The sequence below is a fragment of the Stappia sp. TSB10P1A genome (genome assembly GCF_900185725.1).
In the GTDB taxonomy this organism is placed as follows: domain Bacteria; phylum Pseudomonadota; class Alphaproteobacteria; order Rhizobiales; family Stappiaceae; genus Stappia.
The window spans coordinates 236,467-259,622 of record NZ_FYAU01000029.1; the positions used below are offsets into that span (position 1 = coordinate 236,467).

Here is a 23,156-nt window from a genome sequence, read left to right on the forward strand (position 1 = left end):
CCGAGGGACGGATGGCGCCGGCGTCGGGCGCGCCAGGGAAGTCTCGCCGACACTTGCTTTTCGCAGCGCGAAGGGGCAGTGTCGACGCCCGTTTGACCGTCGCGGTTCCCACGATTTTTGATAATGGACGATACAATGAAAGTGACCCTCGAGCGGACCGATCTCCTGAAGTCCCTGACCCATGTTCATCGTGTCGTCGAGCGCCGCAACACCATCCCGATCCTGTCCAACGTGCTGCTGCGCGCCGATGGCGGACAGTTGCTGCTGAAGGCGACCGATCTGGATCTGGAGATCTCGGAGAAGGTTGCCGCGCTGGTCGAGCAGCCCGGCGCGACCACCGTTCCGGCGCACATGATCTACGACATCGTCCGCAAGCTGCCCGAGGGCGCGCAGGTGGCGCTGGAGACCTCGTCGGACAATGCGACGCTGGAGATCCGGGCCGGGCGCTCGCGGTTCGCGCTGCAGATGCTGCCGGAAACCGATTTCCCCGACATCACCGCCGGGGAGTTCTCCCATCGCTTCACGCTCGCCTCGCGCGATCTGCGCACGTTGATCGATGCGACGCAGTTCGCGATCTCCACCGAGGAGACGCGCTACTATCTGAACGGCATCTATCTGCATGCGGTGACGGCCGAGGCGGGCGAGCGCCTGCGCGCGGTCGCGACCGACGGCCACCGTCTGGCGCGCGCGGAAATCCCCGCGCCGGCCGGAAGCAGCGGCATGCCCGGCATCATCGTGCCGCGCAAGACCGTCGGCGAGATCCAGAAGCTGCTGGAAGCCCCCGACGCTGAGGCTGCCATCGAGATCTCCGAGACCAAGATCCGCATCACCACCGGCGACGTGATCCTGACTTCGAAGCTGATCGACGGCACCTTCCCGGACTACGGCCGGGTGATCCCGCAGAACAACGACAAGGAACTGCTGGTCGAACGCGACGAGTTCAAGGCCGCCGTCGACCGCGTCTCCACCATTTCCTCCGAGCGCGGCCGCGCCGTGAAGCTGGCGATCTCGGAAGGGCGGATGATCCTGACGGTGGTCAATCCGGACAGCGGCTCGGCGACCGAGGAACTGGCCATCGACTATGACAGCGATCCGCTGGAGATCGGCTTCAACTCGCGCTACCTGCTGGAGATCACCGGCCAGTTGCGCGGCGACACCGCCTGCTTCCGCCTCGCCGATGCCGGTGCGCCGACCCTGATCCAGGACAAGGGCGCGGAAGACGCGCTCTATGTCCTGATGCCGATGCGCGTCTAGGCGGGTACAGCCGGGGCGGCCGCGGGCCGTCTGCGCCCTTGCCGGGACCTGCAGGCGCTGCGCAGGCAAGGGACCCGAAGCCACGCGACCCGTATGGAGGCCGGATGGGCGAGCCGGTCCAGGTTGCCCTCAGCAGCCTGACACTCACCGATTTCAGGAATTACGAGCAGGCGAGCGTCGCATTCGGCGCCCGCCTGGTGGCGCTGGTCGGTGACAACGGCTCGGGCAAGACCAACCTGCTGGAGGCGGTGTCGCTGCTCACGGCCGGACGCGGGCTGCGCCGGGCCCAGCTCGACGAGCTCCACCGCCAGGGCGCGCAGGGAAGCTGGAGCGTTGCCGCCCGTCTCACCGGCCCCGACGGCGAGACCCGCATCGGCGTCGGCCACGCGCCGGGCGAGACCGGCCGACGCATCCGCATCGACGGCACCGACGCCCGCTCCTCCGACCAGTTGCTCGATCATCTGCGCGTGCTCTGGCTGCTGCCGGCGATGGACGGGCTGTTCACCGGCCCGGCCGGCGACCGCCGCCGCTTTCTCGACCGGCTGGTGCTGGCGATCGACCCCGGCCACGGCCGCCGTGTCGCCGATCTGGAAAAGACCCTGCGCGCCCGCAACCGGCTGCTGGAGGAGGGCGGCTCGGCCGCCTTTCTCGACGCGGTGGAGGCGCAGCTCGCCCCGCTTGCCGTGGCTGTCGGCTTTGCCCGGCGCGAGACGGTTGCCCTGCTGCAGGCCCGCATCCACCAGCAGGCGGATCTCGGCCTGCCGTTTCCGCTGGCCGGCGTCGAGCTGGCCGGCGACTTCGAGCGCGACTGCGAGGGGCTTGCCGCATATGACATCGAGGACCGTTACCGCGACCAGCTCGGCGAGGCGCGCCTGCGCGACCGCGCCGCCGGACGGACCCTTTACGGCCCGCATCGCAGCGATCTCGCCGTCCGCCTCCTTGCCAAGGACATGCCGGCGGCGCTCGCCTCGACCGGCGAGCAGAAGGCGCTGCTGATCGGCCTCATCCTCGCCCATGCGGAAGTGACCTCGCAGACCGCCGGCATGACCCCGGTGCTGCTGCTCGACGAAGTCGCCGCGCATCTCGATCCCGGCCGGCGCAAGGCGCTGTTCTCGCGGCTGGCGGACCTCGGACTGCAGGTGCTGATGACGGGAACCGACAGCCAGCTCTTCGTCGACCTGCCGGAGGGCAGCCAGATTCTGAAGGTCGCACATTCGACCATTTCGCCTTATATGGAAGGGTGAACGGCTCTCCCGGCCCCTCCTGGCCCCCCTGCAAGGCGGCTTTCGCAAGGCCGGCCTCCCAAGGATCGAGTTTTACATGGATGTTTCCGCGCTGCTCGTCTTCGCCGCGGCCCTGTTCGTCGCGGCCGTCATTCCCGGTCCCGGTATTGCCGCCATCGTCGCGCGCGTGTTGTCGCGCGGCCGCGAGGGCGCGTTCGCCTTCTGCTTCGGCATCGCCCTCGGCGACGTGATCTGGCTGGGCTTCGCCGTCGCCGGTCTGGCGGTGCTGGCCAAGAGCTTCGGCACGGTGTTCCTGCTGGTCAAATATGCCGGCGCGCTCTATCTGGCCTATCTGGCATGGAAGATGTGGACCGCACCCGCCGATGGCGGCCTTGCGGCGGTCGGTCCGGTGCGCAAGGAACGCCCGTTCGCGCTGGCGATGGGTGGGCTGGCGGTGACCATGGGCAATCCCAAGGTGATGGTCTTCTATCTGGCGCTGCTGCCCAACATCATCGCGCTGGAGACGGTGACCATGCTCGGCTATGCGGAGCTGTCGCTGGTCACTTTCGCGGTGCTGGCGGTGGTGCTTGGCGGCTACTGTCTGCTGGCCGAGCGGGCAAGGCGGATGCTGGCCAGCCCGCGCGCGCTGAAACTTCTCAACAGGGTCGCCGGCTCGGTAATGGCGGGGGCAGCGGTGGCGGTGGCCACACGCTGAGCACGGCACGCCGACGGGCACCGATAACGCATTGACTTGGAACGGGAAAACCGATGCCTGCCGAGGCCCCTCCGCCAGCGGACGGTGAGGGGGGTATCGCGGCGGTCGCCAAGCGGTGGCCGGCGGCCGGAAAGCCGGGCGACAGCCGGTTGAACCCCTGTTGCAAGGCCGTATAACTGAACGACACACAAGATCCAGCGAGCGTTTGATTCGAATGAGCGATACCCCGACGGGCAGCGAAAGCGAACCGCAGGTCAGCAACGGCGCCGAGGAATACGGCGCGGACTCGATCAAGGTCCTCAAGGGCCTCGATGCGGTGCGCAAGCGTCCCGGCATGTATATCGGCGACACCGACGACGGCTCCGGCCTTCATCACATGGTCTACGAGGTGGTCGACAACGCCATCGACGAGGCGCTGGCCGGCCATGCCGACCGGGTGACGGTGACGCTGAACGCCGACGGTTCGGTGACCGTGACCGACAACGGCCGCGGCATTCCGACCGACCTGCACTCCGAGGAGGGCGTCTCCGCCGCCGAGGTCATCATGACCCAGTTGCATGCCGGCGGTAAGTTCGACCAGAACTCCTACAAGGTGTCGGGCGGCCTGCACGGCGTCGGCGTTTCCGTGGTGAATGCCCTGTCGACCTGGCTCGACCTGCGCATCTGGCGCAGCGGCAACGAGCACCGCATGCGCTTCCGCAATGGCGAGGCCGAGGCGCCGCTGGCCGTCGTCGGCCCAGCGGACGGGCGCAAGGGGACGGAAGTCACCTTCCTGCCGTCGCCGGACACCTTCACCCGCATCGAGTTCGATTTCGCCACGCTGGAACACCGGCTGCGCGAACTGGCCTTCCTGAATTCGGGCGTCCGCATTCTCCTGACCGACCGGCGCGGCGTCGAGGAGAAGGCCGTCGAGCTGTTCTACGAGGGCGGCCTGGAGGCTTTCGTGCGCTATCTCGACCGGGCCAAGCACCCGCTCATCGAGGCGCCGATCGTCATGCGCACCGAGAAGGACGGCGTCACGGTCGAAGCGGCGATGTGGTGGAACGACAGCTACCACGAGCAGGTGCTGTGCTTCACCAACAACATCCCGCAGCGCGACGGCGGCACGCATCTGGCCGGATTCCGCGGCGCGCTGACCCGGCAGATGACTGGCTATGCCGACCAGTCGGGCCTCCTCAAGAAGGAAAAGGTCTCGCTGACCGGCGACGATTGCCGCGAGGGGCTGACCTGCGTGCTCTCGGTCAAGGTGCCGGACCCGAAATTCTCGTCCCAGACCAAGGACAAGCTGGTCTCCTCCGAGGTCCGTCCGGTCGTCGAGAACGCCATCAACGGGGCGCTGGCCGAATGGCTGGAGGAAAATCCGGCCCCGGCCCGCGTGCTGGTCTCCAAGATCGTCGAGGCCGCGTCGGCCCGCGAGGCGGCGCGCAAGGCGCGCGAACTGACCCGGCGCAAGGGCGCGCTGGATGTCGCCTCGCTGCCGGGCAAGCTCGCCGACTGCCAGGAGCGCGACCCGGCCAAGGCCGAACTCTTCCTGGTGGAGGGCGATTCGGCCGGCGGCTCGGCCAAGCAGGGCCGCAGCCGCGAGAATCAGGCGATCCTGCCGCTGCGCGGCAAGATCCTCAACGTGGAGCGGGCGCGCTTTGACAAGATGCTGTCGTCCAACGAGATCGGCACGCTGATCACCGCGCTCGGCACCGGCATCGGCAAGGAAGAATTCAACCTGGCCAAACTGCGTTACCACAAGATTATCATCATGACGGACGCAGATGTCGACGGCGCCCATATCCGCACGCTGCTGCTGACGTTCTTCTTCCGGCAGATGCCGGAGCTGATCGAGAACGGCCACATCTATATCGCCCAGCCACCGCTCTACAAGGTCAAGCGCGGGAATTCCGAGCAGTACCTGAAGGACCAGGAGGCGCTGGAAAACTACCTGATCGACACCGGCCTGGAAGACTGCACGCTGACCCTGGCCAGCGGCGAAGTGCGCAGCGGACACGACCTGCGCGACGTGGTCGAGAAGGCGCGCACGGTCGCCGGTATCCTCGACGGGCTGCATTCGCGCTACGACCGCGACGTGGTCGAGCAGGCGGCGATCGCCGGCGCGCTGAACCCGGACGTGCATCACGATCCGGTCCGCTCGGTGGAGGCGGCGGCCTATATCGCCCGCCGGCTGGACATCCTCGCCGACGAGTTCGAGCGCGGCTGGGAAGGCAAGGTGCTCGACAACGGCGATCTGGTGTTCGAGCGCACGGTGCGCGGCGTCAAGGAAGCGGCGACGATTGATGCCGCCCTGCTCGGCTCGGCCGATGCCCGCAAACTGGACGCCCGCACCCAGCACCTGCAGGAGATCTATATCAAGGCGGCGACGCTGGCCCGCAAGGGCAGTGACACGGCGATCCGCGGGCCGCGCGCCCTGCTCGACGCGGTGTTCGCACAAGGACGCAAGGGCATCGCCATGCAGCGCTACAAGGGTCTCGGCGAAATGAACGCCGAACAGCTCTGGGAGACCACGCTCGACCCGAACGTGCGCTCGCTGCTGCAGGTGAAGGTACGCGAGGCGGACGCCGCCGACGACATCTTCACCAAGCTGATGGGCGATGATGTCGATCCGAGGCGCACCTTCATCCAGGAGAACGCCCTCGCGGTCGCCAATCTGGACGTCTGACCACCGCCGGCCCGCCCGCCGGAGTGGTTGCTGCGCGAAAGCCGGATGCCGGAATCGCGCAGCAAGCAATCGGACGCGGCGGAAAACGCCGGAAAGCGGGATTCTCCCTTTGACAAAGCGGGCCGCCCCCCCTATACGAGGCGGCCAAGACATTCCTCAAAAACAAGCTGCAAGCACCCTATGCCGACAATCAACCAGTTGGTTCGCCTGAACCGTAAGCCGACCGTCAAGAAGTCCAAGACCCCCGCGCTGGGCGGTAACCCGCAGAAGCGCGCGGTTTGCACCCGCGTCTACACCACGACGCCGCGCAAGCCGAACTCGGCTCTTCGTAAGGTCGCGCGTGTTCGCATGACCAATGGCAATGAAGTCACCGCCTACATTCCGGGCGAGGGCCACAACCTGCAGGAGCACTCCGTGGTGCTCGTGCGCGGCGGCGGCCCGAACGACCTTCCGGGCGTGCGCTACCGCGTGATCCGCGGCGTGCTCGACACCCAGGGCGTCAAGGACCGCAAGAAGCGCCGGTCGCTCTACGGCTCCAAGCGCCCGAAGTAAGTTTCCGGCCGGGTTGTCCCCGGCAGGGTTTGTCTTCGCAAGGCCTTCCGGGCATCCGTCCGGGAGGCCTTGTTGCTTTTGCGCCCAGCCGGTCGCGGCCATGGCGGCGGACGGGGACAGGTGGCGGACGGGGAACCGGCTCCCGGCGGGGGTATCCGGGGCACCGCAGATGCGGTTTCAAGGCCCTGAGGCGGGGACAAGTGGCGCCAAGGCCAACGGAAAAAGCGCCCTCCGATTTCTCGATGGGCGCTATCTTGTTGAAATATAGAGATATTTTTTGAGACGATTTTGCAAAATTTTGCGAGATTTTGCGTTTGGCGTCTCAAATCGCGCTGTTTTCGATCATCTCCGCCGCGACCGGCCCGGCCGGCGAGGCGCGTGCCGGATCAGGCGGCGATGCGGCGCTGTGCCCGGAAGGCGATCGGCGCGCTCTCGCGATTGCGGCGACGCTCCTCGGCCGAGATATAGACCAAGGCGTGATGCTCGCTGCAATAGGAGACGCCGGCCTCGACGCGGTTGCGGCAGGGGAAGGTGTAGTTGCCGCCGGTGCCCTCGGCCCACTTGCACTGGCCGGCACGCGGCAAACGGAGTTCGTTCATCGGTCTGATCCTTCAAGCTGCGACGCCTGGCGCTGCGAAGCGCGATCCGCGGGTCTTGCCGGGGTATCGGTGTCAGGAGCGCCGACCTTGCGGCCGCGGCGTCAAAAAAGCCGGGCGCTCGAGGCCCGGCGTCGATCTGATGACTGTAATATAGGTGTCATATTGCCAAAGGCCAAACGCGTCCCCGGCATGGGAGCCATGCCTTTATTGCAGTGCAGCGATGTGGTTAACGCCGAGCCGCCAGTTGGGTGCCGGAATGGGTGCCGGAATAGGCGCCGGGACGGCGACGCGATCACCGGCCGGCGGGCAGGGGGGGCGGCGCCAGGTGCGGGCCTCTCGTCCCGGCCCCTCCTGGCCTCTCCTCCCCGGCCTCTCGTTCCGGCTTCTCGTCCCGGCCTGGCGCGCGCGCCTAGCGCTCGCGCTCCTCGCGCAGGTTGGTGACCACCCGGCGGTTCTGCGCCTTGCATTCCTCCGCCGGACAGTCGCGCACCTTGCGGTCGGTGCCGTAGCCCTTGGCCCACAGCCGGTTCGGCGAAACGCCCTTGCCAACCAGATAGGCCATCACCGCATTGGCCCGGCGCGTCGACAGGGTGCCGTTGTCGCCGGGGCTGCCCGGATCGTCGGAAAAGCCCTGGATCTTGGCGTACCAGTGCCGGTTGGCGGTCAGCCAGTCGGCCTGCTTGTCGAGCGTCATGCGCGCGGTCTCGTCGATCTCCGCAGAGCCGGGCGCGAAATAGGTGCGCCGGCCGACATTGAGCATGAAGGCCTCTTCGCTGCCCGGCTCCATGTTGGCGAAGCCGAGCACCGGCGCATTGGTGATGTCCGGCGAGGCGACGTTCTCCACCGTGTTGCAGGCAGCCAGCAGGCCGCAGGCGGCCAGCACGGCAAGGAGACGGACGGTCGGCGCCGGCCCCGGCAGGGAGCGGGCGGCGAGGGGTGTCGCGGATGAGGTCACGTGCGCTCCTGGTCCTGCGGGGTGCCGGCGCCCAGATGTTCGAGAACCGACACGCGGGTTCCGACCGGGCAGCGCTGGTAGAGGTCGATGATGTCCTCCGGGAACATGCGGATGCAGCCCGACGACACGTTGCTGCCGATGCTCCAAGGCTCCAGCGTGCCGTGCAGCCGGTAGCCGGTGTCGGCGCCGCTGTCGTGATGCAGGTAGAGCGCGCGCGGCCCCAGGGGGTTGCTCGGCGCGCCGCCCTCCACCATCTGCGGCAGGTCGGGCTGGCGCTGGCGCATCTCCGGCGGCGGCACCCAGCGCGGCCACAGCGCCTTGCGCCGGACCTGGGCGCGGCCGAACCACTGGAAGCCCTCGCGGCCGACGCCGACGCCGTAGCGCAGCGCCGTGTTGTTCTCCCAGATCCAGTAGAGATAATGATTGCGCGTGTCGACGACGACAGTGCCGGGCGATTCGGGCGAGAAATACTTGACCATCTGCCGGCGCCATTGCGGCTTGATCACCGAGAAATTGGTGCGCCGGAAGCTGAAGCCGTTGTCCGCTTCGGCCCCGTCGAACCATTTCGAGGACGCGATCGCCGGCATCGGCAGCGAGATGTTCGCCGCCAGCGCGCCCGCACCGACGAGCAGCGCCCTCCGGGTCATGGATATCCGGCTCACGGATATCGGGCTCATGGACAGCGTGGTCCTGGATACCGTCATGCCGTCTCCTCCTCTGACGGGCAGCCGTTCCCCTCCCGCCCTCGCCAGCAGTCGCGAGCGCGGAACGGCCCTATTACTGTCCATCAGGGAGAAAACGTCAATCCTTTGAAGTTTTTCAGTTCGGTGACGCCGATGGCGACGGGGCTTCGCCAACCTCCGCTCCGGCCGCCGCCAGCGCCTCGCGGGTGTCGAGGTCGAGCCGCGCGGCCTCGCCGATCTCCACCTCGCGCAGCGCCGCGGCGTGCTGGCCGATCAGATGGCGGGCGCCGGTGTCGCCCTCCAGCCGCGCCAGCGCGTCGAAATGGCCGCGGTCCCACAGCACCGGATTGCCGCGCTTGCCGCCGGAAGTGGCGAGCACCAGGGTGACGCCCTCGTCCGGACGATAGGCCGTGATCAGTCGGTCGAGCACGGCCGCCGTGACGCCCGGCATGTCGGCGAGCAGGATCATCGCCGCGTCCGCGTCCGGCCTGAGCGCCTTGATGCCGGTGCGGATCGACGCGGCCATGCCCTCCGCATGGTCCGGATTGTGCGCCAGCGCGACGTCGAGCCCCTCAAGCGCCGCCTCGACCTCGGGCGCCATGTGGCCGGTCACCACGGTGAGGCGGGACAGCCCGCTTGCCAGCGCGGCCCTGGCGGCGATGCGCACCAGCGGCTCGCCGCCGATCCGCGCCAGCAGCTTGTTGACGCCGCCGGCCCGGCGCGACTGGCCGGCGGCGAGCAGGATGCCCTCGACCCGGCGTCGGCGCGGGTCCGCCGCCTGTGCCACCTCGCGCGGCATTTCGCGCGGTTGCGGCCGGGTGCCGATCTCCATCAACAGCCCGCCGACGCCCAGGCCGGTGATCTCCTGGCGCGTGACGGGCAGGTCCGCCATCAGCCGGTCGAGCACCCAGTCGAAGCCGTTTTCCTTGGGGCTGCGGGCGCAGCCCGGCGCGCCGAGCACCGGCACGCCGCCGACCTCGCCGACCAGCAGCAGGTTGCCCGGATCGACCGGCATGCCGAAATGGGTGATCGTGCCGCCGGCGCGTTCGATCGCGGACGGGATGACGTCGTCCCGGTCGACAATGGCCGAGGCGCCGAACACCAGCACCAGTTCCGCCCCGTCCGCGATCTGCGCCGCGATCGCCTCCGCCACCGCCTCCGTGTCGTGGGCGACGCGCGTCTCGCCCGCGAGCTGCGCCCCGTAGACGGCAAGGCGGCTCTCGGTGATCCGCCGGGTCTTGTCGAGGGTGGCGGGCTTGAGATGGGCGAGCTGCGTCGCCACCAGCGCGACGGGCCGCGCGCGGAACGGGGCGAGACGCACCGCCCCGCGCACGGTGTCGCAGGCGGCCTCCACATCGGCGCGCGGCGCGGCGAAGGGGATGATCTTGGCAGTCGCCACCATTCGTCCCCGGGTGACGCGGGCGAAGGCCGGCAGGGTCGCCAGGGTGATCGCCGGATCGATGCGGTTGGTCCGGTCGATCGCGTCCTTGTCGACCACCAGGACCCCGTCGGCATCCGCATGGAAATTGACCCGGCCGGTGAACGGCGGCTCCAGCGTCAGGCCGCCGCCGGACGCGGCCTTCGCGATGCGGTGCGCCGCCTCGTCCTCGTGGCAGTCGTCCGGGCCGAGCCGGGCGGCGATGACCTCCGTGATCCCGGCCTTGAGGATCCGCGCGATGTCGTCGGCGGTGAGCCGGTGCCCCTTCTTCAGCGCACCGTCGGCAAGCCGCAGCGTGTGGGCGAGCAGGGCACCCTCCGCGTCCCTCGTGGCAAGCGGGCCGAACTTCACGGCCGGCCTCCTTCTCCCTTGAGCTCGGGACCCTTGCGCAGCGCGGCGATGATATTGGCGAGCACGGCGACGGCGATCTCGGCCGGCGAGGCGGCACCGATATCGGCGCCGATCGGTGCGTCGATGGCCTCGAAAGCGGCCGGCGTCACCCCGGCCTCCTGCAGCCGCTCGCGGCGCTTGCCATGGGTCTTGCGGCTGCCGAGCGCGCCGACATAGAAGCAGCCGGCCGACAGCGCCGCAGTGAGCGGCACGTCGTCGATCTTCGGGTCGTGGGTCAGGGCGGCGAGCGCGGTATAGGGATCGAGCGAGAGCTGCTCCAGCACGTCGGACGGCCATTCGGCGAGCAGCGTGCCGTCCGGAAACCGCTCGGACGTTGCAAAGGCGGTGCGCGGGTCGATGACGGTCACGTCGAAGCCGGCGATCCGCGCCATCGGCACGAGAGCCTGGCTGATATGGACGGCGCCGATCAGCACGATGCGCGGCGGCGGCACGCTGACGGTCAGAAACGCCTGGCCGCCGCCTTCAAGCGCGATCAGGCCGGACTTGCCGGAGCGGAGCCTTGCGCGCAGTTCCGCCGCCAGCGGATCGGCGTCCGCGATATCGCTTGGGGCGACGAGGCGCTGGGCGCCGCTGCCGATCTCGGTGACGAGGATCGCCGGCTTGCGGCCGCTGCGGGCGGCGTTGAACCGGGCGAGGAGCTGAAGGTCCATGGGCGGGGTCCTGGCGGGGTTGGTGTCTGGCTCTGCCGAAGTCTGGCCTGTCTGAAGTCTGGCTGTCTGAAGTCTGGCTGTCTGGAATCTGGCGACCGGATCGCCGGAGACTGCGCCGGACGGGCACGGCGGAGGCGGGTGCCGACGGTTCAGGCCGGCTGCGCCACCGGCTCGACATAGACGCGGATGCGGCCGCCGCAGGACAGGCCGACGCGCCAGGCGGTCTCGTCGGCGACGCCGAATTCCAGCATGGCGGGCCTGCCGGTCTCGATCACCTCGGCGGCCTCGGCGACGACCGCCCCCTCGACGCAGCCGCCGGACACGGAGCCTTCGAAATTCCCCTCCGCATCGATGACCAGATGCGCCCCGACCGGGCGCGGCGCCGAGCCCCAGGTCTCGATCACGGTGGCAAGGGCGACCCTGCGGCCCTCGCGCGTCCAGCTTTCGGCCAGCGCCAGCGGATCGGCGTCCGCCCGGATTGCATCCTGCTGCATGTCCGTCTCCTTGGTTGCCCCGAATATAGGCTCACCCCGGCGCGCTGCACAGGCGTCCTGTTGCTGGCCTTTGGTCGGAAGGGGATCGCCTCTTCTTCGTCGTCGCGCACAGCGTGCCAGCGCGGATGCGGGACCCATTGGCACCTTTGGCGGGTGTTTTTGCTGCACCCCCCTCTCCGGCGTCTTCCCGGACGAGGCCGAAGGCCGAAGATCCGGGACCGGAGAGCCACAGCGGGTGCGGGTTTGGCCCGGAGCGCTCCGGCAACGCCCTCGGCTCGCCGGTCCCGGGTCGCGCTGCGCTTGCCCGGGAAGACGAAGGAGAGGCGGAGCAACGTCGGCGGGTGAGGGAAGGCAGTGCCACTTTCTCACGGTGTCGTCCCGGTTTCGGCAAAGCCGAAGACCGGGAACCAGTAACCACGGGGGTCGCGGCCCTTGCCGTTGCGCGCCACCGGAAGGCCGGGGGCTGCTGCCGGCGCACACCCACCCGCCCCAGCGGATACTGGACGCCTGCCTGCGCAGGCGTGACAGCCGTGGAGGTGGCGATGCGCTCCCGTCCCACCCCTGCTGAAGATGCCAATGGCTCCCGGCTCTGCGCTGCGCGCGGCCGGGATGACCCTCGAGAGGGGGGCACGGCCTTGCATCCCCTCTGCCGTCACCCCGGCCGCAGGCGAAGCCGGAGAGCCGGGGCCTATTGGTTGCCAGAGCGTTGGCGGCGACGCGGCGAACCGTCGTCTGGCCAGTCCTCGCGCAGCCTCTCCTTGCGTCTTCCCGGGCGAGCATCGCGAGACCCGGGACCGGCGAGCCGGGGGCGTATGAGGTGCGCTCCGGAACCATCCCACCGCCGCTGTGCCTCCCCGGTTCCGGGTCGCGGCTGCGCCTTGCCCGGAATGACGAACGGGAAGGGCGGTGCAAGGAGGGGAGAGGGCTGCCCTAGCTCCCCGCACGGGCAGCCCGCAACGAAAAAGGGCGCCGCGAGGCTGCGGCGCCCTTCAGTCAGTCAGCGGTGCGGCGCGGGGTGTCCGGTCGCAGCGCGGAAGGCCGGTCCGCTGCGGCGTTACTCGGCCGCGGCGCGGAAGGACGGGGCGGCGGCGAGGATCGCGCCGTCGACATGGCTTTCGAACTTGGCGAAGTTGCTGACGAACATGTCCACCAGCTTGGCGGCCTGCGCGTCATAGGCATCCTTGTCGGCCCAGGTCGAGCGCGGGTCGAGGATCGCCGCGTCGACGCCCGGCACCTCGACCGGAACGGCGAAGCCGAAATTCGCGTCGGTGCGGAAGGCGACATCGCGCAGCGACCCGTCCAGCGCGGCGGTGAGCAGCGTGCGGGTGGCGCGGATCGGCATGCGATGGCCGGTGCCATAGGCGCCGCCCGTCCAGCCGGTGTTGACCAGCCAGCAGTCGACCTGATGCGCGGCGATCAGCGAGCGCAGCAGGTTGCCGTATTCCGAGGGATGGCGCGACATGAACGGGGCGCCGAAACAGGTGGAGAAGGTCGCCTGCGGCTCCGTCACGCCCTTTTCGGTGCCGGCGACCTTGGCCGTGTAGCCCGACAGGAAGTGATACATCGCCTGGGCCGGGGTCAGCCGGGCGATCGGCGGCAGCACGCCGAAGGCATCCGCCGTCAGCATGATGATGTTCTTGGGATGCGGCGCGCGCCCCGTCGGGCTGGCATTGGAGATGAAGTGGATCGGATAGGCGCAGCGGGTGTTCTCGGTCTTCGAGCCGTCGTCGAAGTCGGGCACCCGGGTCTGCGGATCGAGCACCACATTCTCCAGCACGGTGCCGAAGCGCTGGGTGGTGGCGTAGATCTCCGGCTCCGCCTCGGCCGACAGCTTGATCGTCTTGGCGTAGCAGCCGCCCTCGAAGTTGAAGACGCCGTCCGGTCCCCAGCCGTGCTCGTCGTCGCCGATCAGCGTGCGCGAGGGGTCGGCGGAAAGGGTGGTCTTGCCGGTGCCGGACAGGCCGAAGAACACCGCCGTGTCGCCCTCATCGCCGACATTGGCCGAGCAGTGCATCGGCATCACCCGGCTGGCCGGCAGCAGGAAGTTCAGCATCGAGAAGACCGACTTCTTCATCTCGCCGGCATAGGAGGTGCCGCCGATCAGGACGATGCGGTTGGTGAAGTCGCAGGCGATCACGGTCTCGGTGCGGCAGCCGTGGCGCGCGGGATCGGCGCGGAAGCTCGGCAGGTCGATGATCGTCATTTCGGGCGCGAAATCGGCGAGTTCGGACGGCTCAGGGCGGATCAGCAGGTTGCGGATGAACAGGGAATGCCAGGCATATTCGGTGAAGACGCGGACCTTGATCCGGTGAACCGGGTCGGCGCCGCCGAAAAGGTCCTGGGCGTAGAGCGACATGCCCCTGGCATGGGCGGCCATGTCGGCATGGAGCGCGGCGAACTGCTCGGGGCTCATGGCGCTGGAATTGTCCCACCACACGGTGTCGCGGGTGGTGTCGTCGAGAACGATGAACTTGTCCTTCGGCGAGCGGCCGGTATGGACGCCGGTGTCGGCGACGAGGGCGCCGCCCTCGGCAAGCACCGCCTCGTTGCGGCCAAGGGCGTGCTCGTAAAGCGCAGGCGCCGTGAGGTTGCGATAAAGTCCGCCGAGCTCCTTCAAGCCGCACATGCCCGCGTCTTTCGAAGACAGCTCTACGCCCTGATCCGCCATGTTCCCGAAATCCCTGTATCGTGTTGGTTCGCCCGGCCCGCCAAGGGGCCGCTGATACTGCCGGTCGCCGCGCGTTCGCTCCTGTCGCGAGGTCGCAATATGACTCCGGTAGCGTTGACCCGCCGGCGGCCCTGTGCCGGCGCACGGAACGGCCGTCGACCTGTTTTTCAGGTCCGGCCCTGCTTTTCTTTTTCGCTTTTGGCAGTGCGAACCTAGTGGATGGCCCTGAAATCAACAAGCGCAACGAAGGTGGCAAGCTTGCGGCTAAATCGATTTAATTCCCCGTTTCTGCGAATATAATTATTTTTTAAGGAAAAATAATACGCGCTCCGGCGCACTGGGCCGTGGAATACTCGTTTCATATCAGATCATTCGCGGATCATCCGTTCAAAGCCATGGATTTTCGCGGGGGAGAAGCCTCGAATTGGGGGGGAAGAATCGGGGGCTCGCGGCGAGGCATCCGCGGCGGCGATGACCGGCGCGGAGGTTTCGGCTATGGTCGCGGGCCCGATTGCCACCCGCCGCCTCCCTGTTCAGGCCCAGATGTCCACACCACGCAGGTCCACTCCCGCCCCGACGGGGCATCATCTCCGCGCCACCGCGGCGCTGGCGCTGCCGATCATCGTCTCGCGCGCGGCGCTGGTGGTGATGTTCACCGTCGACACGGTGATGGCGGGCCGGGCGAGCGCCGCCGACCTTGCCCATTTCGGCCTCGGCGTCGCGCCGCAGCTTACCTTGATGATGATCGCCGTCGGTGCGCTGCAGGCGACCGCGGTGCTGGCGGCGCAGGCGCTCGGCGCGGGCGATGCCCCGCGCGCCGGCGCGGTGCTGCGCGCCTCGCTCGCCCATGCGCTGGCGCTGGGTCTCTTCTGTCTCGTCCTGTCGCTGCTGGCCGAGCCGTTCTTCCGGGCGACCGGGCAGGACGCGGACCTTGCCGCAGGCGCGGCGCGCGTCTCGCTCGCCTTCGGCTTCGGCATGCCGGGCATCCTCATTTTCGTCGCCTGCAACCTGTTCATGGAAGCGACGGGGCGGCCGAAGACCGGCATGGCGATCATGCTCGCCGCCAACCTCGTCAACGTGCCGCTGAACGCGCTCTTCGGCTATGGCTGGGGCGGGCTGTTCGCCCCCGGCGGGGCGGAAGGCATCATGCTGGCGAGCACCATTGCGCGCACCCTTGCCGGGGCGACCATCCTCGCCATCCTGCTGCGGCAGGCGGGGCGCGACGACAGGTTCCGCATCCTGCCGCGCCGCCGGGCCGGGCCTGCGCTGCTCGGCCTGTGGAGCGATCCGGACGCGCGCCTGCTGCGCCGGCTCGGCCTGCCGATGGGCCTTGCCCAGGGCGCGGAAAGCGCCGCCTTCGCCACCGTGGTGATGATGGCCGGCTGGCTCGGCACCGCCCAGCTTGCCGCCTATCAGACGACGATGAGCCTCGTCACGCTGACCTTCATGATGGCCATCGGCACCGGCGGGGCGACGGCGATCCTGGTCGGCCGCGCCTTCGGCGAGGGCGATGCGGCCAATGCCGGGCGCGCCGGCTGGGCCGGCATCGCGCTCGGCGCGCTGTGGCCGCTGCCGGTCGCCCTGCTGTTCCTGGTCTCGCCGGAGACGGCGGCGCGGGTGGTGACCAGCGACCCGCTGACCGTCGAGGCCGCCGCGCAGGCGCTGTTCGTCGCCGGCTTCATGCTGTCGCTCGATGCGTCGATGGCGGTGGCGATGGGCGCGCTGCGCGGCCTTGGCGACGTGTGGTGGCCGACCCTGTGGCAGACCGGCGCCTTCTGGCTGGTGGCGGTGCCGGCCGCCTATCTGATGGCGATCGGGCTGGAGGTCGGCGCGGGCGGGCTGATCGGCGGGCTGATCGCCGGGATCGTGGTGTCCTTCACCGGCCTTGCCCTGCGCTTCGCGCGCCAGAGCGCACGGGGCCGGCCGGAGCCGGCGCCGCAGGCGTGATGGCGGCTGGCGGGCCCCGTCCGGCCTCGCCATAATTTATGCGCATTTGCACCGCCAAGGCTGGTAAACCAAGACGAGCGAACAAGAAGAACGGGTTCAGGGCTTTCGACCATGCCGACGATCGCACTCGTAGACGACGACCGCAACATCCTGACCTCGGTCTCCATTGCGCTGGAGAGCGAAGGCTACAGGGTCCATACCTATACGGACGGCTCCTCGGCCCTCGACCGGCTGATCACCGATCCGCCGGATCTTGCCATCTTCGACATCAAGATGCCGCGCATGGACGGCATGGAGCTGCTGCGCCGGCTGCGCCAGAAGTCGGACCTGCCGGTGATCTTCCTGACCAGCAAGGACGACGAGATCGACGAGCTGTTCGGCCTGAAGATGGGCGCCGACGACTTCATCCGCAAACCGTTCTCCCAGCGCCTGCTGGTCGAGCGCGTCAAGGCGGTGCTGCGCCGCGTGCAGCCGCGCGATCCCTCGACCAGCAAGCCGGAAAGCGACAAGCTGCTGGAACGCGGCGACCTGGTCATGGATCAGGAGCGCCACACCTCGATGTGGAAGGGCCAGCCGGTGACGCTGACGGTCACCGAATTCCTGATCCTCTACGCGCTGGCGCATCGTCCGGGCGTGGTCAAGAGCCGCAACGCGCTGATGGACGCGGCCTATGACGATCAGGTCTATGTGGACGACCGGACCATCGATAGCCATATCAAGCGCCTGCGGAAGAAGTTCAAGCTGGTCGACGACAGCTTCGACATGATCGAGACGCTGTACGGCGTCGGCTACCGCTTCCGCGAGGGCTGAGGCGCAAGCGCCTCAAAGGCGCGCCGTGAAAACGCGCCTTGAAGACGCGCTTGAAGAAACGTGGCCGGGAGCTCCCGGCCGGGGAAGGTGAATGGCGATCGAGGTGGACACGGGCGGGCAGGCGCATCGCGAGGCCGACCCGCGGCCGGCGTCCCCGGCACGGGCCGGGGACGGGCCGACGGCTGGGCGCGGCGAGACGGCCCCGCGCCGGCTCCGCCGCCGCATCCTGTCGCGGATCGGCGGCGCCCTGTCCCCTTACCTGACCTCCTCGCTGACCCGCCGCATCCTGGTGCTCAACCTTGCCGGCCTGTGCGCGCTGGTCGGCGGCATCCTCTATCTCAACCAGTTCCGCGCCGGACTGATCGACGCCCGCGTCCAGAGCCTGCTGACCCAGGGCGAGATCATCGCCGGCGCCATCGCCGCCTCGGCCACCGTCGAGACCGACGGGCTGATGGTCGATCCCGAGCAACTGCTGCAGCTCCAGGCCGGCGAGAGCGTCTCGCCGACCGATGCCTCGCGGCTGACCGACTTCCCGATCAACCCGGAACGGGTTGCCCCGGTGCTGCGCCGGCTGATCTCGCCGACGCGCACGCGGGCGCGGATCTACGATCCCGAGGGCATCCTGATCCTCGATTCCCGGCATCTTTACGCCCGCGGCCAGATCCTGCGCTTCGACCTGCCGCCGCCGACCGCCGAGGAACCCGGCATCTGGGACCAGATCTGGGCCGACGTGAAACTGTGGTTCCGCCGCGGCGACCTGCCGCTCTACGAGGAGATCGGCGCGGGCAACGGCCGCGCCTATCCGGAAGTGGAGGCCGCGCTCGCCGGCTCGCCCGCCAGCGTCGTGCGGGTGTCCTCGCGCGGTGAGCTGATCGTCTCGGTGGCGGTGCCGGTGCAGCGCTTCCGCGCGGTGCTGGGCTCGCTGCTGCTGTCGACGCAAGGCGGCGACATCGACGCCATCGTGCGGGCCGAGCGCATCGGCATCGTCCGCGTCTTCCTCGTCGCCGCGACGGTGACGATGGTGCTGTCGATCCTGCTGGCCGGCACCATTGCCGGCCCGGTGCGCCGGCTGGCGGCGGCGGCCGAGCGGGTGCGCCGCGGCATCAAGTCGCGCGAGGAGATCCCGCAGTTTTCCGAGCGGCGCGACGAGATCGGCCATCTGGCGCGGGCCCTGCGCGACATGACCAACGCGCTCTACAACCGGATGGATGCGATCGAGACCTTCGCCGCCGACGTCGCCCACGAGCTGAAGAACCCGCTGACCTCGCTGCGCAGCGCGGTCGAGACGCTGCCGCTGGCCAAGCAGCCGCAGGCGCGCGCCCGGCTGATGGAGGTGATCCAGCACGACGTGCGCCGGCTCGACCGGCTGATCACTGACATTTCCGATGCCTCGCGGCTGGACGCGGAACTCGCGCGCGCCGACGCCGAACCCATCGACATCTCGACGCTGCTGCTCGGCGTCTGCGACCTTGCCAACGAGCGCGCGGCAAGCGGCGAGGCGCCGGTGGCGGTGCAGATCGCCCCCTCGCGGCGCGACCACCCCTACCGGGTGCTCGGCCATGACAGCCGCCTCGGCCAGGTGATCAACAACCTGATCGACAATGCCCGCTCGTTCTCGCCGCCGGGCGGCAGCGTGCGCATCGCCGCCAACCGCACCGCCGACATGGTCGAGATCACGGTGGACGATGACGGGCCGGGCGTGCGCCCGGAGCTGCGCGAGCGCATCTTCGAGCGCTTCTACACGGATCGTCCCGAATCCGAGGGCTTCGGCAACAATTCCGGCCTCGGCCTGTCGATCTCGCGGCAGATCGTCGAGGCGCATCGCGGCACCATCACCGTGTCGAACCGCGAGACGACGGACGCCAAGACCGGCGAGACCCGCGTCGAGGGCGCCCGCTTCACCGTGCGCCTGCCGGCCGAAAGCCGGGGATGAGCGGCGAGACGGTGCATGCGTCCTGCATCCTGGTCGGCAGCGCCGGTATCCTGATCCGTGGCCGCTCGGGCGCCGGCAAGTCGCGGCTCGGCGAGCGGATCCTCAGCGAGGCGCGCCTGCGCGGCCGGCTGGCGCTGGCGGTCGCCGACGACCGGGTGGCGCTCAGCGTCCGCTCGGACCGGCTGATCGCCACCTGTCCCCCCGCCCTTGCCGGCCTGTGGGAGCGGCGCGGGGAGGGCATTGTCGCCCTCGCCTTCGAGCCGCGCGCGGTGGTGCGGCTGGTGGTCGATCTGGTGCCGGAGGCGGAGCTGGAGCGGATGCCGGAGCCGGAGGCGATGCGCGTGCAACTGTGCGGGGTCCCGCTTGCGCGCCTTGCCGTGCCCTGCGGCCGCGAGGGGGCTTCGGCCCTGCATGTGCTGGCGGTGCTGGCGGGAGCGGCCAGTGAGCGACAGGTGAGCAGCCAGTGAGCGACAGGTGAGCGGCGCGGGGCGGAAAGGCGGGGGGAGCTGGCGAAAAAGGCGGCGGCGCCGCCGATTTTTCTTGCACTGCAGCGTTCCCTTGCCGACATTGGGCGCCCGGCATCGAACGACCGGGAACTGGGGGCCTCGATGCATGGCAGGTGGCGCGACCGGACAATCCGGGACCGTGCCGGGCGCCGTGCACAGGCCGCCGCGGACGAACACGCGACGGCAAACGACGGGCAAATGACGGACAGGGCATGATCGGACTCGTACTCGTTACGCACGGACGATTGGCAGTGGAATTCAAGTCTGCGCTGGAGCATGTCGTCGGTCCGCAGGAGCGGATCGAGACGATCTGCATCGGCCCGGACGACGACATGGAGCAGCGTCGGCAGGACATCCTTGCCGCCGTTGCGAGCGTCAATGACGGAGCCGGCGTCGTGCTGCTGACCGACATGTTCGGCGGCACGCCGTCGAACCTCGCGATCTCGGTGATGGACGGCACCAATATCGAGGTGATCGCCGGCGTCAACCTGCCCATGCTGATCAAGCTGGCGAGCCTGCGCGGCGAGACCCCCATCGCCGTGGCGGTCGACGAAGCGCGCAAGGCCGGCCAGAAATACATCTCCGTCGCCAGCCAGGTGCTGTCGGGCCAGGGATGAGGGGTCAGGGGTGACGGGGACGGGATGACGGACACGATGCAAGCTGTCGGACTCGTCCGCGACCTGATGATCGTCAATCGCCGGGGCCTGCATGCCCGCGCCTCCGCCAAGCTGGTGAAGCTGGTCGAGACGTTCGAGGCGCAGGTGATCGTGATGAAGGACGGCCAGACGGTCGGCGGCACGTCCATCATGGGACTGATGATGCTGGCGGCCAGCCCCGGCTGCTCGATCCGCGTTTCCGTGAGCGGGGCCGAGGCGGAGGCGGCGCTTGCCGCCATCGCCGAACTGGTCGAAAGCGGCTTCGGCGAAACCGACTGAGCCGCGCTGCCGGAGCCCTCGCCGGACGCGGCCGCTGGCCGGAAGGGCGGGGCCTGTTCAGGGCCGGAGAGGCGGGACCCATTGGCCCCCTCGGCGAGGTTGAGGCGGGACGCATCGCCACCTTCCACGGCTGTCACGCCTGCGCAGGCAGGCGTCCAGTATCCGCTGGGGTAGGCGGGCGTGCGAAGGCAGCACCCTCCAGCGTTCCGGCGGCAGCGCTGAGGCCTCACTGCAACCGTTCGGGGTTACTGGTTCCCGGTCTTCGGCTTCGCCGAAACCGGGACGACATCCTATGGGTGAGGCGACCGGCGGAGGGTCGTTTCCGTTATCCCGCCACCGTCGCCCACCCTCGGACCTCACCTCGGGCGCGCGCTAGCGCGACCCGGGGGCCATTGGCTGCCAGAGCGGTGGCGAAAACACGCTCGTCCCTCCCGCGTCCTTCTGCCCAATCGCGTCTTGCCACGTCTTGCCACGTCTTCCCGGACGCACCACCCTTCCCCGCGTCCTCCCGGACGGCGCGCAGCGCCGAGCCGGGATCGGCGAGCCGAGGGCCTGTCCGGCGTGCTTCCGGATGTCCCCACAACCGCCGTGCCTCCCCGGTTCCGGCTCGGTGCTCGTCCGGCCGGGCGGGCGGCGGAGAGGGACCGGAGCCGAGCGCCAGGCCGCCGGATTTGCGAATGAAGCGGACATAAAGAAATCTTTATATCCTTATTGCTTTGTGCTGGTTTCCGGCCTATAAAACCGGCGTCCGCCGGATGCTCGCGTCCGGCGCAAGCCGTTATCTGCGCCGAACCCCGGACGAGGGTCCGGATGACACGGCGCCAGACAGGACCGGGACGCGCCCGGAAGGCCAGCGGACGGCCACAGGCGCCGCGTCGCGCGACGGCCGTCTGCGGGCAGGCGAATGCAGGTTCAAACAGCGACTGCGTCCAGCACGGCCGCAGTTTTCAACACAGTGAGCGGACGAGACCGATGACCACCGCAACCGACTACTACGTCAAGGACATCTCCCTGGCCGACTACGGCCGCAAGGAGATCGACATCGCCGAGACCGAGATGCCGGGCCTGATGGCCTGCCGCGAGGAGTTCGGCGAGAAGAAGCCGCTCAAGGGCGCGCGCATCGCCGGCTCGCTGCACATGACCATCCAGACCGCCGTGCTGATCGAGACGCTGGTGGCGCTCGGCGCCGAGGTCCGCTGGGCCTCCTGCAACATCTTCTCGACCCAGGACCACGCCGCCGCCGCGATCGCCGCCGCCGGCATCCCGGTCTTCGCCGAGAAGGGCGAGACCCTCGAGGAATACTGGGACTATTGCGACCGGATCTTCTTCTTCCCCGAAGGCACGGCCAACATGATCCTCGATGATGGCGGCGACGCCACCATGTATATCCTGCTCGGCGCCCGCGCCGAGGCCGGCGAGGACGTGCTCTCCAATCCCGGCTCGGAGGAGGAGAAGATCCTCTTCGCCCAGATCCGCAAGCGCATGGCGGCGAGCCCCGGCTGGTTCACCAGGCAGCGCGACGAGATCCGCGGCGTCTCCGAGGAGACGACGACGGGCGTCAACCGCCTGTACCAGCTCAAGGCCAAGGGCCTGCTGCCGTTCCCGGCGATCAATGTCAACGACAGCGTCACCAAGTCGAAGTTCGACAACAAGTATGGCTGCAAGGAAAGCCTCGTCGACGGCATCCGTCGTGGCACCGACGTGATGATGGCCGGCAAGACCGCCGTCGTCTGCGGCTATGGCGACGTCGGCAAGGGCTCGGCCGCCAGCCTTCGCGGCGCCGGCGCCCGCGTCAAGGTGACCGAGGTCGACCCGATCTGCGCCCTGCAGGCGGCGATGGACGGCTTCGAGGTCGTCACCCTGGAGACCGCCGCCCCGAGCGCCGACATCGTCATCACCACCACCGGCAACAAGGATGTGGTGACGCTCGACCACATGCGCTCGCTGAAGGACATGGCGATCGTCGGCAATATCGGCCACTTCGACAATGAGATCCAGGTTGAGGCGCTGCGCAACTACAAGTGGATCAACATCAAGCCGCAGGTCGACATGATCGAGTTCCCGGACGGCAAGCGGATGATCCTGCTGTCGGAAGGCCGCCTGCTGAACCTCGGCAATGCCACCGGCCATCCGAGCTTCGTGATGTCGGCCAGCTTCACCAACCAGGTGCTGGCGCAGATCGAGCTGTGGACCCGTCCGGATGCCTACGACAAGGACGTCTATGTCCTGCCGAAGCATCTCGACGAGCGCGTCGCCCGCCTGCACCTTGCCAAGCTCGGCGTCGAACTGACCGAACTGACCCCGGCGCAGGCCGACTATATCGGCGTGAAGACCACCGGCCCCTACAAGCCGGAACACTACCGCTACTGATCGATCCCGCCGGTTTCCGGCGCAACCGGCAGGCACGGGGCCTGCCGGGCGGGGACGAACCCTTGAACGAGTGCGGAAACGGGGGCTGTGGATGACACGGCCCCCGTTTACTTTTCGGTAACGCACCCTTCTGCGCGATTCGCGTTTGCGTTATGGTCTTTGCGAATCAGGTGCTTCGTGAGGCAGAACTGGCGTGACGGCCCGTTGGCGGCGGCCTGAAGCGGGTGGCCCGAAGCGGGCGACCTGAAACGGATGACCTGAAACGGGCGACCCGATGCGGGCGCTGCGATGCGGGCGACCCGATACGGGCGACAGGGGAACGAGCGGATGCCGGCGGACGGCTGG

At 68.8% G+C, this 23,156-nt stretch carries 19 protein-coding genes; 12 read left to right on the forward strand and 7 right to left on the reverse strand.

The window, feature by feature from the left end:
* Nucleotides 1-135: 135 nt before the first annotated feature.
* The 5 genes from dnaN to rpsL all read left to right on the forward strand — a co-directional run bounded on the left by dnaN (nt 136) and on the right by rpsL (nt 6,412).
* Nucleotides 136-1,254 (forward strand): DNA polymerase III subunit beta, encoded by a 1,119-nt coding sequence (gene dnaN / locus TSB10P1A_RS14950; RefSeq protein WP_186388729.1) that lies wholly within the window; start codon nt 136-138, stop codon nt 1,252-1,254.
* Between the two features lie 104 nt (nt 1,255-1,358).
* On the forward strand, nt 1,359-2,498 hold the full coding sequence (gene recF, locus TSB10P1A_RS14955) for a DNA replication/repair protein RecF (protein ID WP_186388730.1): 1,140 nt from the start codon (nt 1,359-1,361) through the stop codon (nt 2,496-2,498).
* Nucleotides 2,499-2,574: 76 nt separating this feature from the next.
* Nucleotides 2,575-3,192, forward strand: coding sequence for a LysE family translocator (locus TSB10P1A_RS14960; protein ID WP_186388731.1), 618 nt, complete (start codon nt 2,575-2,577; stop codon nt 3,190-3,192).
* A gap of 214 nt (nt 3,193-3,406) precedes the next feature.
* Nucleotides 3,407-5,860 carry a DNA topoisomerase (ATP-hydrolyzing) subunit B gene (gene gyrB, locus TSB10P1A_RS14965; RefSeq protein ID WP_186388732.1) on the forward strand — a complete coding sequence of 818 codons (2,454 nt, stop codon included), beginning with the start codon at nt 3,407-3,409 and terminating at the stop codon, nt 5,858-5,860.
* A 180-nt stretch (nt 5,861-6,040) separates the two neighbouring features.
* Nucleotides 6,041-6,412 carry a 30S ribosomal protein S12 gene (gene rpsL, locus TSB10P1A_RS14970; protein ID WP_067223430.1) on the forward strand — a complete coding sequence of 124 codons (372 nt, stop codon included), beginning with the start codon at nt 6,041-6,043 and terminating at the stop codon, nt 6,410-6,412.
* 386 nt (nt 6,413-6,798) lie between these two features.
* On the opposite strand, the gene TSB10P1A_RS14975 is transcribed toward rpsL, so the two are convergent.
* The 7 genes from TSB10P1A_RS14975 to TSB10P1A_RS15005 all read right to left on the reverse strand — a co-directional run bounded on the left by TSB10P1A_RS14975 (nt 6,799) and on the right by TSB10P1A_RS15005 (nt 14,310).
* Entirely contained in the window at nt 6,799-7,011 is a 213-nt protein-coding gene (locus TSB10P1A_RS14975) for a hypothetical protein (RefSeq protein WP_186388733.1), read from the reverse strand.
* A 409-nt stretch (nt 7,012-7,420) separates the two neighbouring features.
* Entirely contained in the window at nt 7,421-7,966 is a 546-nt protein-coding gene (locus TSB10P1A_RS14980) for an OmpA family protein (RefSeq protein WP_371515132.1), read from the reverse strand.
* A complete protein-coding gene (locus tag TSB10P1A_RS14985; RefSeq protein ID WP_186388964.1) occupies nt 7,963-8,619 on the reverse strand; it encodes a L,D-transpeptidase in 657 nt (218 codons plus the stop codon). The genes TSB10P1A_RS14980 and TSB10P1A_RS14985 overlap by 4 nt, the downstream gene beginning before the upstream one ends.
* A gap of 166 nt (nt 8,620-8,785) precedes the next feature.
* Nucleotides 8,786-10,438, reverse strand: coding sequence for an NTP transferase domain-containing protein (locus TSB10P1A_RS14990; protein ID WP_186388734.1), 1,653 nt, complete (start codon nt 10,436-10,438; stop codon nt 8,786-8,788).
* Entirely contained in the window at nt 10,435-11,148 is a 714-nt protein-coding gene (locus TSB10P1A_RS14995; RefSeq protein WP_186388735.1) for an XdhC family protein, read from the reverse strand. Before TSB10P1A_RS14995 ends, TSB10P1A_RS14990 begins: the two co-directional genes overlap by 4 nt.
* 149 nt (nt 11,149-11,297) lie before the next feature.
* Entirely contained in the window at nt 11,298-11,642 is a 345-nt protein-coding gene (locus tag TSB10P1A_RS15000) for an XdhC family protein (RefSeq protein ID WP_186388736.1), read from the reverse strand.
* A gap of 1,054 nt (nt 11,643-12,696) precedes the next feature.
* Nucleotides 12,697-14,310, reverse strand: a complete 1,614-nt coding sequence (locus tag TSB10P1A_RS15005) for a phosphoenolpyruvate carboxykinase (RefSeq protein ID WP_186388737.1) — start codon at nt 14,308-14,310, stop codon at nt 12,697-12,699.
* Between the two features lie 543 nt (nt 14,311-14,853).
* On the opposite strand from TSB10P1A_RS15005, the gene TSB10P1A_RS15010 reads away from it, so the two are divergent.
* The 7 genes from TSB10P1A_RS15010 (at nt 14,854) to ahcY (ending at nt 22,811) form a co-directional block, all read left to right on the forward strand.
* The gene (locus TSB10P1A_RS15010; RefSeq protein WP_186388738.1) at nt 14,854-16,257 is read left to right on the forward strand and encodes an MATE family efflux transporter; all 1,404 of its coding nucleotides are present in this window, start codon (nt 14,854-14,856) and stop codon (nt 16,255-16,257) included.
* 111 nt (nt 16,258-16,368) lie between these two features.
* The gene (locus tag TSB10P1A_RS15015) at nt 16,369-17,067 is read left to right on the forward strand and encodes a response regulator transcription factor (RefSeq protein WP_186388739.1); all 699 of its coding nucleotides are present in this window, start codon (nt 16,369-16,371) and stop codon (nt 17,065-17,067) included.
* Nucleotides 17,068-17,158: 91 nt separating this feature from the next.
* Nucleotides 17,159-19,000, forward strand: coding sequence for a sensor histidine kinase (locus TSB10P1A_RS15020; protein ID WP_186388740.1), 1,842 nt, complete (start codon nt 17,159-17,161; stop codon nt 18,998-19,000).
* The gene (locus TSB10P1A_RS15025) at nt 18,997-19,467 is read left to right on the forward strand and encodes an HPr kinase/phosphorylase (RefSeq protein WP_186388741.1); all 471 of its coding nucleotides are present in this window, start codon (nt 18,997-18,999) and stop codon (nt 19,465-19,467) included. Before TSB10P1A_RS15020 ends, TSB10P1A_RS15025 begins: the two co-directional genes overlap by 4 nt.
* A 251-nt stretch (nt 19,468-19,718) precedes the next feature.
* On the forward strand, nt 19,719-20,123 hold the full coding sequence (locus TSB10P1A_RS15030) for a PTS sugar transporter subunit IIA (protein ID WP_186388742.1): 405 nt from the start codon (nt 19,719-19,721) through the stop codon (nt 20,121-20,123).
* Between the two features lie 24 nt (nt 20,124-20,147).
* Nucleotides 20,148-20,441, forward strand: coding sequence for an HPr family phosphocarrier protein (locus TSB10P1A_RS15035; protein ID WP_186388743.1), 294 nt, complete (start codon nt 20,148-20,150; stop codon nt 20,439-20,441).
* A gap of 972 nt (nt 20,442-21,413) precedes the next feature.
* Complete coding sequence (gene ahcY, locus TSB10P1A_RS15040; RefSeq protein WP_186388744.1) at nt 21,414-22,811, forward strand: adenosylhomocysteinase; 1,398 nt, start codon at nt 21,414-21,416, stop codon at nt 22,809-22,811.
* Nucleotides 22,812-23,156 lie beyond the last annotated feature (345 nt).